The sequence below is a fragment of the Kineococcus anabasis genome, from assembly GCF_054590795.1.
On sequence record NZ_BAAIHU010000006.1, the window covers coordinates 225,291 to 240,074 of the forward strand.

8 protein-coding genes are annotated in these 14,784 nt (G+C 76.3%); 5 read left to right on the top strand and 3 right to left on the bottom strand.

The features are described 5' to 3' along the window. Nucleotides 1-14 precede the first annotated feature (14 nt). Both ACYQBY_RS09865 and ACYQBY_RS09870 read right to left on the bottom strand, forming a co-directional pair. Nucleotides 15-3,119 (bottom strand): bifunctional [glutamine synthetase] adenylyltransferase/[glutamine synthetase]-adenylyl-L-tyrosine phosphorylase, encoded by a 3,105-nt coding sequence (locus tag ACYQBY_RS09865; protein ID WP_459643677.1) that lies wholly within the window; start codon nucleotides 3,117-3,119, stop codon nucleotides 15-17. Nucleotides 3,120-3,128: 9 nt separating this feature from the next. Continuing rightward, nucleotides 3,129-4,472: a glutamine synthetase family protein gene (locus tag ACYQBY_RS09870; protein ID WP_459643678.1), complete on the bottom strand. Its 1,344-nt coding sequence runs from the start codon at nucleotides 4,470-4,472 to the stop codon at nucleotides 3,129-3,131. 241 nt (nucleotides 4,473-4,713) lie between these two features. On the opposite strand from ACYQBY_RS09870, the gene ACYQBY_RS09875 reads away from it, so the two are divergent. From ACYQBY_RS09875 to ACYQBY_RS09890, 4 genes are all read left to right on the top strand, one after another. Next, complete coding sequence (locus ACYQBY_RS09875) at nucleotides 4,714-6,558, top strand: NAD+ synthase (protein ID WP_459643679.1); 1,845 nt, start codon at nucleotides 4,714-4,716, stop codon at nucleotides 6,556-6,558. Then, nucleotides 6,555-7,406 carry a 3-methyl-2-oxobutanoate hydroxymethyltransferase gene (panB, locus tag ACYQBY_RS09880; protein ID WP_459643680.1) on the top strand — a complete coding sequence of 284 codons (852 nt, stop codon included), beginning with the start codon at nucleotides 6,555-6,557 and terminating at the stop codon, nucleotides 7,404-7,406. Before ACYQBY_RS09875 ends, panB begins: the two co-directional genes overlap by 4 nt. A gap of 169 nt (nucleotides 7,407-7,575) precedes the next feature. Continuing rightward, nucleotides 7,576-12,018, top strand: coding sequence for a molybdopterin-dependent oxidoreductase (locus ACYQBY_RS09885; RefSeq protein ID WP_459643681.1), 4,443 nt, complete (start codon nucleotides 7,576-7,578; stop codon nucleotides 12,016-12,018). Nucleotides 12,019-12,137: 119 nt separating this feature from the next. After that, complete coding sequence (locus ACYQBY_RS09890) at nucleotides 12,138-13,553, top strand: GGDEF domain-containing protein (protein ID WP_459643682.1); 1,416 nt, start codon at nucleotides 12,138-12,140, stop codon at nucleotides 13,551-13,553. Here the strand turns inward: ACYQBY_RS09890 and ACYQBY_RS09895 are convergent. After that, nucleotides 13,535-14,026, bottom strand: coding sequence for a GNAT family N-acetyltransferase (locus tag ACYQBY_RS09895; protein WP_459643683.1), 492 nt, complete (start codon nucleotides 14,024-14,026; stop codon nucleotides 13,535-13,537). The two genes, ACYQBY_RS09890 and ACYQBY_RS09895, sit on opposite strands and share 19 nt — an antisense overlap. Before the next feature lie 95 nt (nucleotides 14,027-14,121). On the opposite strand from ACYQBY_RS09895, the gene ACYQBY_RS09900 reads away from it, so the two are divergent. Then, a complete protein-coding gene (locus ACYQBY_RS09900; RefSeq protein WP_459643684.1) occupies nucleotides 14,122-14,772 on the top strand; it encodes a TetR/AcrR family transcriptional regulator in 651 nt (216 codons plus the stop codon). The last annotated feature ends 12 nt before the right edge of the window (nucleotides 14,773-14,784 follow it).

A 14,784-nucleotide genomic window follows, 5' to 3' on the forward strand; every position in this document is an offset into this window, starting at 1 on the left:
CGGCGGATCCTGCCTCAGCCCCCGTAGAAGACCCGCTGGACCACCGCGCGGGCGTGCCGGGTGACGCGCAGGTACTCCTCCTCGAACTCCCCCGCCGCACCGGGCGGCCAGCCCATGATCCGGGCGACGCCGTCGAGGGCGCTGCGCTGCGTCGGCAGGCTCTCGCGCGCCTTGCCGTGCCAGAGCACGACGGCGTTGCGCACCCGGCAGGTGAACTCCCAGGCGTGCCGCAGCTCCGCGCCGTCCTCCGCCGCGAGCAGCCCCGCCTCCACCGCCGCCTCCAGCGCGCCCACCGTGGAGGTGGTGCGCAGCCCGGGGTGCTCGGCGGCCCCGCAGAGCTGGAGGAGCTGCACCGTCCACTCCACGTCCGCGATGCCGCCGCGGCCCAGCTTCATGTGCCGCAGCGGGTCCGCCCCCCGCGGCAGGCGCTCGCCCTCCACGCGGGCCTTGATGCGCCGCACCTCCCGCAGGTTCGCCTCCGTGAGGCCGCCGGCCGGCCGGCGCAGCGGGTCGACCAGCTCGGTGAAGCGCGCCCCGAGGCCGGTGGTGTCGCCGGCGACGGGCCGCGCCCGCAGCAGCGCCTGCGCCTCCCAGGGCGCGGACCAGCGCTCGTAGTAGGCCCGGTAGGAGGCCAGGGACCGCACGAGGGGGCCCTGGCGGCCCTCCGGGCGCAGGTCGGCGTCCACGTCCAGGCCCGGCTCCGGACCGGCCCCGGCCAGGGAGCGGCGCAGCTCCGCCACGACCGCCAGGGCGGCGGCCTGGGCGGCGTTCTCGTCGGCGCCGGGCTCCGGGTCGTGCACGAACAGCACGTCCGCGTCGCTGCCGTAGCCGTTCTCCCGCCCGCCCAGGCGCCCCATGCCCACCACGAGCAGCCGGGTCGGCACGCGGCGGTCCTCGCGCCGTTCCACCGTGCGCACCGCGGCCTCCAGCGCGACCTCCAACAGCGCCTCGTCGGCGTCGGCGAGGGCGCGGCCGACGCCGTGCAGGTCGCGCAGGCCCACGAGGTCGGCCACGCAGGTGCGCAGCAGCTCCCGGCGCCGCACCCCGCGGGCGGGCAGGACGGGGCTGGGCTGGTCGGAGCGGCGCTCCACGGCCGCGCGCATCGCCTCCAGCACCTGCGCCCGGTCGTAGGGGGCGAGGCGCTCGTCGTCGGCGAAGACGGCCACCGACTCGGGGCTGCGCAGCAGCAGCTCGGCGGGCAGGTCGGCGGCGGCCAGGACGTGCGCGAGGCGCTCGGCGGCGGCCCCGGAGTCGCGCAGCATCGTCAGGTACCACTGGCTGGCGCCGAGGTGGTCGGACACCCGCCGGTACGCCAGCAGGCCCGCGTCGGGGTCGGCGCCGTCGGCGAACCACTGCAGCATCACCGGCAGCAGGGTCCGCTGGATGGACGCGCGGCGGCTCACCCCGCTGGTGAGGGCCTCCAGGTGCCGCAGCGCACCGGCCGGGTCGCGGTAGCCGAGGGCGGCGAGGCGCTGGCGGGCGGCCTGGGGCGTCAGCCGGACGTCGAGGCCCGCGTCGGCCACCGACAGCCGCGCCACCGCCGACAGCAGCGGGCGGTAGAAGAGCTTCTCGTGCAGCCGGCGCACGTCGCGGCGGGTGCGGGCGAGCTGCTCCTGGAGCTGGCGCACCGGGTCCGCGCGCAGCGCCAGCGCCCGGCCGAGGCGCCGCAGGTCGGGCTCGGCGGTGGGCAGGACGTGGGTGCGGCGCAGGCGGTGCAGCTGCAGGCGGTGCTCCAGGCAGCGCAGGAGCCGGTAGTGCGAGTCCAGCTCCCCGGCGTCGGAGCGCCCGACGTAGCCGTGCGACGCGAGCTCCTCCAGCCCCTCCAGGGTGTTGGGGCTGCGCAGCCGGTCGTCGGTGCGGCCGTGGACCATCTGCAGGAGCTGGACGCTGAACTCCACGTCGCGCAGGCCGCCGGGGCCGAGCTTGAGCTGGCGCCCGGCCTCCTTGGCGGGGATGTTCTGCTCCACGCGCCGGCGCATGGCCTGCACGTCGTCGACGAAGTGGTCGCGTTCGCTGGCCGCCCACACCATCGGCCGCAGCGCCGCGACGTAGGCGGCGCCGAGCGCGGTGTCGCCGGCGACGGGGCGGGCCTTGAGCAGCGCCTGGAACTCCCACGTCTTGGCCCAGCGCCGGTAGTAGTCCACGTGGCTGTCGAGGGTGCGCACCAGGGGGCCCTGCTTGCCCTCGGGGCGCAGGGCGGGGTCGACCTCCCACAGGCTGCCCTCGGCGGTGTGCTGGGAGCAGGCCCGCTGCAGCCCGGCGGCGAGCCTGGCGCCGGTGGCGAGGGCCTCCTCGCGGTCGGTGCCGTCGGCGGGCTCGACGACGTAGACGACGTCGACGTCGCTGACGTAGTTCAGCTCCCGCCCGCCGGTCTTGCCCATGCCGAGGACGGCGAGGCGGCAGCCGGCCCCGGCGTCGGGCAGCTCGGCGCGCGCGACGGCCAGGCCGGCCTCGAGCGCGGCGGCGGCGAGGTCGGCCAGCTCCCGGCCGGCGTCGGGCATCGCGGCGGCGGGGTCCTCGGCGGCGAGGTCGCGCCCGGCGAGGCCGAGCAGGCGGCGGCGGTAGGCCACCCGCAGGGCGTCGACGGGGGGCAGGGAGGCCTCGGTGGGGGCGCGGCCGGCGACGGGGGCCTGCTCGCCGGGGTCGGCGCCGACGGCGGTGAGCAGCTCCGCGCGCAGGGCCGCGGCGCCGGGTGCGGTGGGGTCGGTCAGGACCTGCCAGTGCGCGGGGTGGCGCACGAGGTGGTCGGCGAGGGCGGTGGAGCCGCCGAGGACGGCGAGCAGCCGCGCGCGGGTGCCGCCGCCGGCCGCGCCGCGCAGGACCTCGCGCGCGGCGGCCGCCCCGGGTGCGTCGCCGCTCAGCGCGGCGCACCAGCGGGCCAGGCCGAGCAGGCCGGAGTCGGGGTCGGCGGTGAGCCCGAGGGCGCGCACGAGGTCGGCCGCGACGGGGTCGCCCCCCGCGTCCCCGCCGGGCCCGTGCACGCCGAGGACCGACTGCAGGGCGGGGTCCTCCAGCATGCGCAGCGCCCGCTCGGCGTCGGTGAACCCCGAGCGGGCGAGCAGCGCGGTGGTGCTGCTGCGGCGGGTGGCGGGCGCGGGCTGGCGCGGGGGGACGGACACGGGTGCGTCCTACAGCAGCGGCAGGAACCGCTGCAGCTCGAACGGGGTGACCTGGGCGCGGTAGTCGGACCACTCCTGGCGCTTGTTGCGCAGGAAGTAGTCGAAGACGCCCTCCCCGAGGGTCTGGGCGACCAGCTCGGAGTCCTCCATGATCGCGATGGCGTGCTCCAGGCTGGAGGGCAGCGGGTGGATGCCCATGGCGCGCCGCTCGCCGGAGGTGAGGGACCACACGTCGTCCTCGGCGCCCTCGGGCAGCTCGTAGCCCTCCTCGATGCCCTTCAGGCCCGCCGACAGCAGCACCGCGAACGCCAGGTACGGGTTGGCGGCGGCGTCCAGGGCGCGGTACTCCACGCGCACGGACTGCGCCTTGTTCGGCTTGTACATCGGCACACGCACGAGCGCGGAGCGGTTGTTGTGCCCCCAGCAGATGTAGGAGGGGGCCTCCCCGCCGGTCCACAGCCGCTTGTAGGAGTTGACGAACTGGTTGGTCACGGCGGTGATCTCGCCGGCGTGCCGCAGGACGCCGGCGATGAACTGCCGGCCCACGCGGGAGAGCTGGTACTCCGACCCGGCCTCGTAGAAGGCGTTGGTGTCGCCCTCGAAGAGGGACAGGTGGGTGTGCATGCCGGAGCCGGGCTGGCCCTCCAGCGGCTTGGGCATGAAGCTCGCGTAGAGCCCCATCTCGCCGGCGACCTCCTTCAGCACGGTGCGGAAGGTCATGATGTTGTCGGCGGTGGTGAGCGCGTCGGCGTAGCGCAGGTCGATCTCGTTCTGCCCCGGCCCGCCCTCGTGGTGGCTGAACTCCACCGAGATCCCCATGCTCTCCAGCACGGTGATGGCGGTGCGCCGGAAGTCGTGCGTGGTGCCGCCGGGGAAGTTGTCGAAGTACCCGACGTAGTCGACGGGCTCGGGCACGGCCCCGCGCTGCAGGGGCCCCTTGAAGAGGTAGAACTCGATCTCGGGGTGCGTGTAGAAGGTGTAGCCGAGACCGGCGGCCCGGTCGAGGGCGCGCTTGAGGACGTTGCGGGGGTCCGACATCGCCGGCTCACCGTCGGGGGTGTGCACGTCGCAGAAGATGCGCGCGGTGCCGGGGTGCTGGCCGTCGGTGCGCCAGGGCAGCACCTGGAAGGTGGAGGGGTCCGGCTGCAGCAGCATGTCGGACTCCGACACCCGCGAGAGGCCCTCGATGGCCGAGCCGTCGAAGCCGATGCCCTCCCCGAAGGCGCCCTCGAGCTCGGCGGGGGCGATGGCCACCGACTTCAGCGTGCCGATCACGTCGGTGAACCACAGCCGCACGAAGCGGATGTCGCGCTCCTCGATGGTGCGCAGCACGAACTCCTGCTGGCGGTCCATGACACCCTTCCCGTCGCCGTCCGCGCTCCCGGGGTGCTCCCCCGGGCGCCTGCTTGGGCTGCATCCTCCACCACGAGCGCGCGGGGAGGCACGACCGGCTCCTCGTGGGCCGTGTCGGGCCCGCCCGCGAGGCCCGCCGGGGGCCGTCCGGCGCCCCGCGGGGGCAGGGGTGCGAGCGGGGAGGGCGCCGTGGCCCGCATCGCCCGACCGGGGCGGCCGGGTGACGCCCTACGCTGGCGCCATGCCTCAGCTGCGGGTCGCCCTGGCCCAGATCGACGCGTGCGTCGGGGACCTCGGGGGCAACGCCGCCGCGGTCGTGGAGTGGACGGGCCGCGCCGCCTCGGCGGGCGCGCACCTGGCGGTGTTCCCCGAGATGGTGCTCACCGGCTACCCGGTGGAGGACCTCGCGCTGCGCTCCTCCTTCGTGGAGGCCTCCCGCGCCGGGCTGCGGCGCCTGGCCGCGGACCTGGCCGCCGCCGGGCACGGGGAGCTGCCCGTCGTCGTGGGCTACCTGGACCGCGCGGAGGTGGACACCCGCCCCGGCGTGCTCGGCGGGCGCCCGCGCGGGCTGCCGCAGAACTGCGCCGCGGTGCTGCACCGCGGCGGGGTCGTCGCCCGCTACGCCAAGCACCACCTGCCCAACTACGGCGTCTTCGACGAGGCGCGCATCTTCGTGCCCGGCGACGAGCTCGTCGTGGTGCGGGTGCGCGGGGTGGACGTGGCCCTGGCGATCTGCGAGGACCTGTGGCAGGAGGGCGGGCCGGTGTCGCTGACCCGCGAGGCCGGCGCGGGCCTGCTGGCGGTCCTCAACGGCTCCCCCTACGAGCGCGACAAGGACGACGTGCGCCTGGAGCTGGTCACGCGCCGCGCCGCGCAGGCGCAGGCCACCCTCGCCTACGTGAACCTCGTCGGCGGCCAGGACGAGCTGGTCTTCGACGGGGACTCCCTCGTGGTCTCCCCGGACGGGGAGCTGCTGGCCCGGGGGCCGCAGTTCCGCGAGGACCTGCTGCTCGTGGACCTGGACCTGCCCGCCGCGGCGCCGGGGCCCCGGGAGCACCCGCACGTGCGGCGCGTCGTCGTCTCGGAGGAACCCACCGCCCCGTACGAGCCGGTGCCCGCGGCGCGGCACGAGCCGCTGCCGGACGTGGCGGACGTCTACGCGGCGCTGGTGACGGGGCTGCGGGACTACGTGCGCAAGAACGGTTTCCGCTCCGTGGTGCTGGGCCTGTCCGGCGGGATCGACTCCGCGCTCGTGGCGGCGCTGGCGGTGGACGCCCTGGGCCCGGAGAACGTCGTGGGCGTCTCGATGCCCAGCGTGTACTCCTCGGAGCACTCCCGCGGCGACGCGGCGGACCTCGCGGAGCGCACGGGGCTGCGCTACCGCACGGTGGCGATCGCGCCGATGGTCGAGGCGTACCTGGCGAACGTGGAGCTGACGGGCGTGGCGGAGGAGAACCTCCAGGCCCGCGTCCGCGGCACGACCCTGATGGGCATCTCCAACCAGGAGGGCCACCTGACGCTGGCCACCAGCAACAAGAGCGAGCTGGCGGTGGGGTACTCCACGCTCTACGGGGACTCCGTGGGCGGGTTCGCCCCCCTGAAGGACGTGCCCAAGACGCTGGTGTGGGAGCTGTCCCGCTGGCGCAACGCCGACGCCGCCGCGCGCGGGCAGCGGCCACCGATCCCGGAGAACAGCATCACCAAGCCCCCGTCGGCGGAGCTGCGGCCGGGCCAGGTGGACCAGGACTCCCTGCCCGACTACGCGGTCCTCGACGACATCCTCGACGACTACGTCGAGGGCGACCGGGGCCGCTCGGACCTCGTCGCGCAGGGTTTCCCCGCCGAGGTCGTCGACAAGGTCGTGACCCTCGTGGACCGCGCGGAGTGGAAGCGCCGGCAGTTCGCCCCCGGCACGAAGATCTCCCTCAAGGCGTTCGGGCGGGACCGGCGCCTGCCCGTCACCAGCCGCTGGCGCGAGCCCGCGGCACCGGAGGCCCTGGCGCCCCCGGCGATCCCCGAGGACGCCGGCCTCGGCACCGCCGCCGGCGCGGACACCCCCACCGGCACGGACGGAGCACCCTCGTGAGCGAGCAGGCCCCCTACGGCACCGGCCCGGCCGCCCCCGCACCGGGGCGCCGGCGCACCCGGCTGCACCACCTGCGCAACTGGAAGGAGAGCGGGCAGCGGTGGGCGATGCTCACCGCCTACGACCAGCTCAGCGCGGAGGTCTTCGACGAGGCCGGCATCCCCGTCCTGCTCGTCGGGGACTCCGCCGGCAACAACGTCCTGGGCCACGAGACGACGCTGCCGGTGACGGTGGACGAGATGGTCACGATGGTGCGCTCGGTGGTGCGCGGCGCACCGCACGCCCTGGTCGTGGCGGACCTGCCGTTCGGCTCCTACGAGGTCTCCGACGCCGACGCGGTGCGCTCGGGCGTGCGGATGATGAAGGAGGGCCCCGCGCACGCGGTCAAGCTGGAGGGCGGGCGCCGCTCCGCCTCCCGCATCCGCGCCCTCGTGGACGCCGGCATCCCGGTGATGGCGCACATCGGCTTCACCCCGCAGAGCGAGCACGCCCTGGGCGGCTACCGGGTGCAGGGCCGCGGCGCCGCCGGGGAGGACGTCGTCGCCGACGCCCTCGCCGTGGAGGAGGCCGGGGCGTTCGCCGTGGTGCTGGAGATGGTCCCCGCCGACGTGGCCGGCCGGATCACGAAGCAGCTGCGCATCCCCACCGTCGGCATCGGCGCGGGCCCGGACTGCGACGCGCAGGTCCTCGTGTGGCAGGACATGGCCGGCCTGCGCGGCGGGCGGGCGCCGAGGTTCGTCAAGCGGTACGCCGACCTGCGCGGCACCCTCGCCGACGCCGCCCGCGCCTACGCCGCCGAGGTCCGCGACGGCGCGTTCCCCGCGCCGGAGCAGTCCTTCGAGTCCTGAGGCCCGCCCCCGCGGCCCACCTCACGCACCGCCGTAACACGCGAGAGGCCCGCGTAACGCCCGCGGGCACGCGCCGACACGTCCCCGCAACGGCCCCTTCCTACCGTGGCGGACGGGGGCGGGACGTGTGCCCGCCCCCGCCACCACAGGCGCGAGGGAGGGCGGGGACGTGACCGCAGGAGCGACGCACCCACCGGACGGCGCGCCCGAGCGCGTGCGGACGGTGTGCTCCTACTGCGGGGTGGGCTGCGGCATGGTCCTCGACGTGGCCGTGCAGCCCTCCGGCCGGCGCATCCCCCTGAAGGTGGTGGGCGACCGGGAGCACCCGGCGAACGCGGGCCGGCTGTGCACCAAGGGCGCCACGAGCGTGGAGATGCTCACCGCCCCCGGCCGCCTCGACACCGCCCTGGTGCGCCCCACCCGTGGCGCCGAGCCCGTCCGCACCCCCGTCGACGAGGCGGTGGAGCTGACCGGGCGCCGGCTGCGGCAGGTCCTCGACGAGCACGGCCCCGACGCGGTGGCGCTGTACGTGTCCGGGCAGATGAGCACCGAGGCGCAGTACCTGGCGAACAAGCTCGCCAAGGGCTTCGTGCGGACCCACCAGATCGAGTCCAACTCCCGGCTGTGCATGGCCAGCGCCGGGACCGGCTACAAGCTCTCCCTCGGCGCGGACGGCCCGCCCGGCTCCTACGAGGACTTCGACACCGCCGACGTGTTCCTCGTCATCGGCTCCAACATGGCCGACTGCCACCCCATCCTGTTCCTGCGGATGATGGAGCGCGTCCGCGCCGGGGCGAAGCTGGTCGTGGTGGACCCGCGCCGCACCGCCACCGCGGACAAGGCGGACCTCTTCCTGCAGATCACCCCGGGCACCGACCTGGCGCTGCTCAACGGGCTGCTGCACCTGCTGCTCGCCGAGGGCCGCGTCGACGAGGAGTTCATCGCCCGGTACACCGAGGGCTGGGAGGCGATGCCGCAGTTCCTGGCGGACTACACCCCGGACGCGGTCTCCCGCACCACGGGCATCCCCGAGGCGGACGTCCGGGAGGCCGCCCGCCTCATCGGCGGCGCCGCGAACTGGATGAGCTGCTGGACGATGGGCCTCAACCAGAGCACCCACGGCACGTGGAGCACCAACGCGCTGGTGAACCTGCACCTGGCCACGGGCGCGATCTGCCGCCCGGGCAGCGGACCGTTCTCCCTCACCGGCCAGCCCAACGCGATGGGCGGGCGGGAGATGGGCTACATGGGCCCCGGTCTGCCCGGCCAGCGCACGGCCCTGTCCCCCGCGGACCGGGAGTTCGTGGAGGACCTGTGGGACGTGCCGCGCGGGACCGTGCGCGGCGAGGGCTTCGGGCGCGGCACCGTGGACATGTTCGAGCAGATGGCCGCGGGGCGGATCAGGGCGTGCTGGGTGATCTGCACGAACCCGGTGGCCTCCGTCGGCAACCGGGGGACCGTCGTGGCCGGGCTGGAGGCGGCGGAGTTCGTCGTCACACAGGACGCCTTCGCCGCCACGGAGACGAACGCCTACGCGGACGTGGTGCTGCCCGCCGCGATGTGGTCCGAGGCGGACGCGGTGATGGTGAACAGCGAGCGGAACATCACCCTGGCCCGGGCCGCGGTGGACCCGCCCGGGGAGGCGCTGCCGGACTGGCTGCTGATCTGCCGGGTGGCCCGCGCGATGGGCTTCACCGAGGGGTTCGCCTACGCCTCCTCGGAGGAGGTGTTCGAGGAGATCCGGCGCACCTGGAACCCGCAGACGGGCTACGACCTGCGGGGCGTGACGTACGAGCGGCTGCGCACCGGCCCGGTGCAGTGGCCCGCCGCGCCGGGCGGGCCGGAGCGCAACCCGGTGCGCTACCGCAACGACGGGGTCAGCCAGCGGGTGCTGGAGCTCGGGGACGGCACCCGCCCGGAGCTGGTGTTCGCCACGCCCAGCGGCCGGGCGGTGTTCTTCGCCCGCCCGCACGTGCCGCCGGCGGAGATGCCGGACGAGGAGCACCCGTTCGTGCTGAACACCGGCCGGGTGCAGCACCAGTGGCACACGCTCACGAAGACGGGCAAGGTCGCCAAGCTCAACAAGCTCAACCCGGGGCCGTTCCTGGAGGTGAACCCCGCGGACGCCGCCGGGCTCGGCGTGGTGGACGGGGACCGCGTGGAGGTGCTCTCCCGCCGGGGCCGGGCGGTCCTGCCGGCGGTGGTGACCGACCGGGTGATGGCCGGCAACTGCTTCGCCCCGTTCCACTGGGGCGACCTCTTCGGCGAGGACCTCGCCGTCAACGCCGTCACCAGCGACGCGGTGGACCCGCTGTCGTTCCAGCCGGAGCTGAAGGTGTGCGCGGTGGCGCTGGCGAAGGTGGCCGGCCCGACCACGGCGCCCGTGCCCGGGGCGGTGCAGGGTGCGCAGCCGGGCGTGCAGGTCCCGGCGCCCCGGTCGGGAGTGGACGCGGCGGCGGGCACCGCACCCGAGCCGGTCCAGGCGCCGGTCCAGGTTCAGGTGCCGGCGCTGGGTTCGGCGCTGGGCCTCGCGGACGTGCGCCCGCCGGAGTTCAGCGAGGCGGAGCGGCGCTGGCTGGCCGGGCTCGTCGCCGGGCTGCAGGCCGCGCCGCAGGCCGCACCGGCGCAGGCCCGGACGGTTCCCGCCCTGCCCGCGGGTTCCCCGCTGACCCCGGAGAACGCGCTGTGGGTAGAGGGTTTCCTCGCCGGGGTGTTCGCCCGTCCCGGCTCGACTGCCCCGGCGGCCCCCGGCCCGGGGAGCGCGCCGCTGCCGGCCGTGACGGCGACGGCCCCGGCGCGCCCGCTGCTGGTGCTGTGGGCCTCGCAGACGGGCACGGCGGAGGAGTTCGCGCAGACCGCGGCGGCCCGCCTGTCGGAGGCGGGCCTGCAACCGCAGCTCGCCGGGATGGACGAGCGGGAGCCGGGGGCCCTGCCGCGCCCGGTGGACCTGCTGCTGGTGACCAGCACCTTCGGCGACGGGGACGCCCCGGACAACGGCGCGGACTTCTGGCAGGCGCTCGTGGCGGCCGACGCACCGCGCCTGGACGGCTGCCGGTTCGCCGTGCTCGCCTTCGGCGACCCGAGCTACGACGACTTCTGCGGGCACGGCCGCCGCCTGGACGAGCGGCTGGCCGCGCTGGGCGCCACCCGCCTCGCCGGGCGTGCCGACTGCGGCCCGGAGGACGACGGCTCGGCCGCCGGGACCTGGCTGGACCGGGTGCTCGCGGCACTGGCGGACGACGCGGCCACCGGGGCCGCTCCCGGCAGCTCCCCCGCCGCGCCGCCCGCCCCGGGCGCCGAACCCCCGGTGCCGCTGCCCGCCGCCCCGCCCGCCCCCGCCGAGCGGGAGGTCCCCGCCGCCACCGCGCCCACCACCACCGCGCCCACCACCACCGCGCCCACCACCACCGCGCCCACCACCACCGCGCCCACCACCACCGCCACGCCCACCGCGGCGGGCGCCCCGGCCGCACGCCCCGCGGCCCGCACCGGCCGCTCAGCCACCGGCACGGCGCGCCTCGTCGGCAACCGGCTGCTGAGCCTGCCGGGGGCGACGAAGGAGGTGCGCCGGTTCGTCCTGGACACCGGCGACAGCGAGGTGCCCCTGGACTACGAGGCCGGCGACGCCCTGGGGGTGCTGCCGGTGAACGCCGCCGGGCTCGTGGCGGAGTTCCTGGACGTGACGGGGCTGGACCCGGAGGAGGTCGTCGACGTCGCCGGCGCGGACGGCGTGCCGCTGCGCGAGGCGCTGGAGCACCACCTGGACATCGCCCGCATCACCCCCGAGCTGCTGCGGTTCGTCACCGAGCGGACCGCGCGGCGGGAGCTGAAGTGGCTGCTGCGCCCCGACAACCGCGGGGAGCTGGAGAAGTGGGCGTGGGGCCGGCAGGTCGTGGACGTCCTCGCCGAGCACCCCGTCCCGGCGAGCGCGAAGGAGCTCGCCGGGGTCCTCAAGCGCCTGCAGCCGCGGCAGTACTCCATCTCCTCCAGCCCGCTGGTGGACCCGCGGCGGGTGGCGCTGACCGTCTCGGTGCTGCGGTACGAGTCCCCGCTGGGCAGGCCCCGCACGGGCGTCTCCTCCGCCTTCCTCGCCGACGCCCCGGCCGGCAGCCCGGTCCGGGTCTTCGTGCAGCGCAACGCCACCTTCCGCCCGCCCGCCGACCCGGCCACCCCGGCGGTGATGGTGGGACCGGGCACGGGGATCGCTCCCTTCCTGGGTTTCCTCCAGGACCGGCGGGCCCGCGGGCACCTGGGCCGCAACTGGCTGTTCTTCGGCGAGCACCGCCGCGCGCACGACTTCACCTACCGCGACGAGCTGGACGAGCTGTTCCGGGACGGCACCCTGACCCGGCTGGACACGGCGTTCTCCCGCGACCAGCGCGCCAAGGTGTACGTGCAGGACCGGATGCGCGAGCACGGCCGGCAGCTGTGGTCGTGGCTGCGGGACGGGGCGCACCTGTACGTCTGCGGCGACGCGGCGCGGATGGCCAAGGACGTGGACGCGGCGCTGCGGGAGGTCGCCGTCACCCACGGCGGTCTGGACGAGGCGGGGGCGGCGGCGTGGCTGAAGCAGCTCGCCAAGGAGCGCCGCTACGCGCGGGACGTCTACTGAGGCACCGCGTCCGGCGCGCCGCGGCGATCGTCCTGCGCGCGCGGGTGCGGGCGTCTACCCTGACCGCGGGTCGAGGAGCTGGCTGCTAGCTCCGCCACGCCCGAGGGAGAACCGGCCGGATGACGAGCGCACCGCAGGACCTGCCCGCCGATCCCGGGAGGGCACTCGCGGGAGTGCTGCTCACCGAGGTCGACGCGGGGTTCGCGGCGCTGTTCGAGCACCTCGCGGACCCGGCGTACCTGTGGGCGCGCAGCGGTGACGACTTCGTGCTCGTCGGCTACAACGCCGCGGCGGCCGCGCTGCCCTACGGGGACATCCACCTGCGCGCCGGGCAGCGGCCCACGGACATCCTGGGCCTGGCGGGCAACGGGCTGCGCGGCCGGCTGGAGCGCTGCGCCCGCTCGCAGCGGCCCATCACGCGCAGGCAGTCGATCCAGTACGACGCGCAGAACCGCCGGCACGTGCGGATCTCCATCCAGCCGGTGACGGCGGAGCTGGTGATGAGCAGCACCGTCGACGAGACGGAGGTCGTCGGGCAGGTGCTGCAGGCGTGGGAAGAGGAGACCGCCCACCTCGGCGAGCTGACCCGCTCCCTCGTCCACACCGGCGACCCGGCGCAGGCCCGCGAGCTGCTGTGCCGGGCGTCGCTGACCCTCTCGGGGGCGGACCGGGCGTACCTGCTGGAGCCGCGCGGCGGCGCGCTGCGGGAGAGCGCCTCGGCGGAGCGGGCGGGGCTGCCGGGCAGCGCCGGGCCGGTGGAGGTGGACCTGGCGGACGCCGCCTCGCCGTGCGTGCGGGCGTTCCTGACGCGCCGGCAGCAGTGGGCGGGTGACCTGGCGACGGGCCCGGCGGGCACGGCCCGCCTCGCGGACGCGCTCGGGGCGCGGGCGGTGCTGGTGGAACCGGTGGACCGCGAGCCGGACGTCCTGGGGGTCCTGACGGTGTGCTGGGCCGGTCCCAAGCCGGCCCCGCCGCCGCGCGCCCGGCGGCTGCTGCCCCTGCTGGCCGGGCACGCCGCAGCGGCGCTGGAGCGGTCGGACCTCGTGGCGAAGCTGCAGCGCGAGGCCCTGCTCGACCCGCTCACCGGGCTGCCGAACCGGCGCTCGTGGGAGGAGCACCTGGAGCGGGCGAGCACGCACGCGCAGCGGACGGGGCAGCCGCTGAGCGTCGCGGTGCTGGACATCGACGGCCTGAAGCAGACGAACGACACGCTCGGGCACGCGGAGGGCGACCGGCTGCTGCGGGAGGCCGCGCGGGAGTGGTCCTCGACGCTGCGCCGGCACGACGTGCTGGCGCGGGTGGGCGGTGACGAGTTCGGCCTGCTGCTGGTGGACACCGACTCCGCGGTGGCCGAGGAGGTGCTGGCGCGGATGACCGCGGCGGTGCCGGGGGTGGGGTTCTCCCGGGGGGTGGCGCAGTGGCGGCCCGGCGAGCCGGTCAGGGAGGTCGTGCACCGGGCCGACACCGCGATGTACGCCGACAAGCAGTGCCGCCGCGCGGCGCGCGACGGGGGGCCTCAGAGCCCGCGGCCGTAGCAGAGCGACAGCGGCGCACCGGCGTAGGGGCCGAAGTTCTCCACCCGGGTGTACCCCTCGCGCTCGTAGAAGCGCGCGGCCTCGGGCTGCTCGCTCCCGGTCTCCAGCAGCATCGTCGTCACGCCGAGGCTGCGGGCGCGCTCCTCCAGCCCGCGCAGGAGCGCGACGGCCACGCCGGTACCGCGGGCCGCGGGCTCGACGTACATGCGTTTGATCTCGGCACTGGAGGCGGACAGCAGGCGCAGCGCCCCGCAGCCGAGAGCCCGGCCCGCCCCGTCGCGGGCGACGAGGAAGACGCAGACGTCCGTGGCGGAGGGCGCGGCACCGGGCTCGTGGTCCTCGCACCCGTATCGGGCGTCGAGCTCTGCGCGCTGGGCGGCGCGCAGCCGGGCGCCGTCGGGGGCGTTCCAGTCCTCGGCGATGACGCGCACGGCCGGTGCGCGGGTGGTGCCGGCGGGGGTGGTCGTGGTCATGGGATCCTCCTCTGCGGGACGTGACAAGCGTTACCGTAACAGTTGTTACGGTAAGTCGGTGCGGACAGGGGGACCTCCCCCGGCACGGAGGAGCGGTGGCACGACGGCGTGACGTGGCCGGCCAGCAGGAGCGGCTGTCGGCGGCGGTGTGGGACGTGCTCGCGGGTGAGGGGCTGCAGGGCCTCACACTGCGGGCCGTCGCCGCGCGCGCCGGGTGCACCACCGGTCTGGTCCTGCACGCCTTCGGCGACAAGCGCGCCCTCCTCCTGCACGCCCGCGACCTGCTCCACGAGCGCACCGCGGCCCGCGCCGACGCCCTGGAGGCCGCGGGCGCACCGCCCGCGCAGGTGCTGCGCTCGCTGCTGCACCAGGCGGCCAGCCTGGACGAGGCGGAGCGGGAGGAGGCGCGCGTCTGGGTGGGCTTCCTCGCCGCCGCCCTCGCCGACCCCGACCTCGCCGAGCGGCACGTCCGCAACAGTCGCCGCTTCCTCGACCGCGTCACCCGCCTGCTCGGCGCCTGCCGCCCGGACACCGGTGCCACCGCCTCCCGGCAGGCGGCCGCCGGGCTCGTCGCCCTCGTCGAGGGCCTGAACGCCCTCGCCGCCGCGGACCCGGAGACCTACTCCCCCAGCACCCAGCGCGCCGCGATCGACGCGGCCCTCGAGGCGGCGGGGGTCGCGCCGGAGGCGGCGCCGGGCGGTGGGACGGCTGGTGAGGAGCGGACGAGCGCCGAGCGGCGCCGCTGAAGCGCGGCGCCG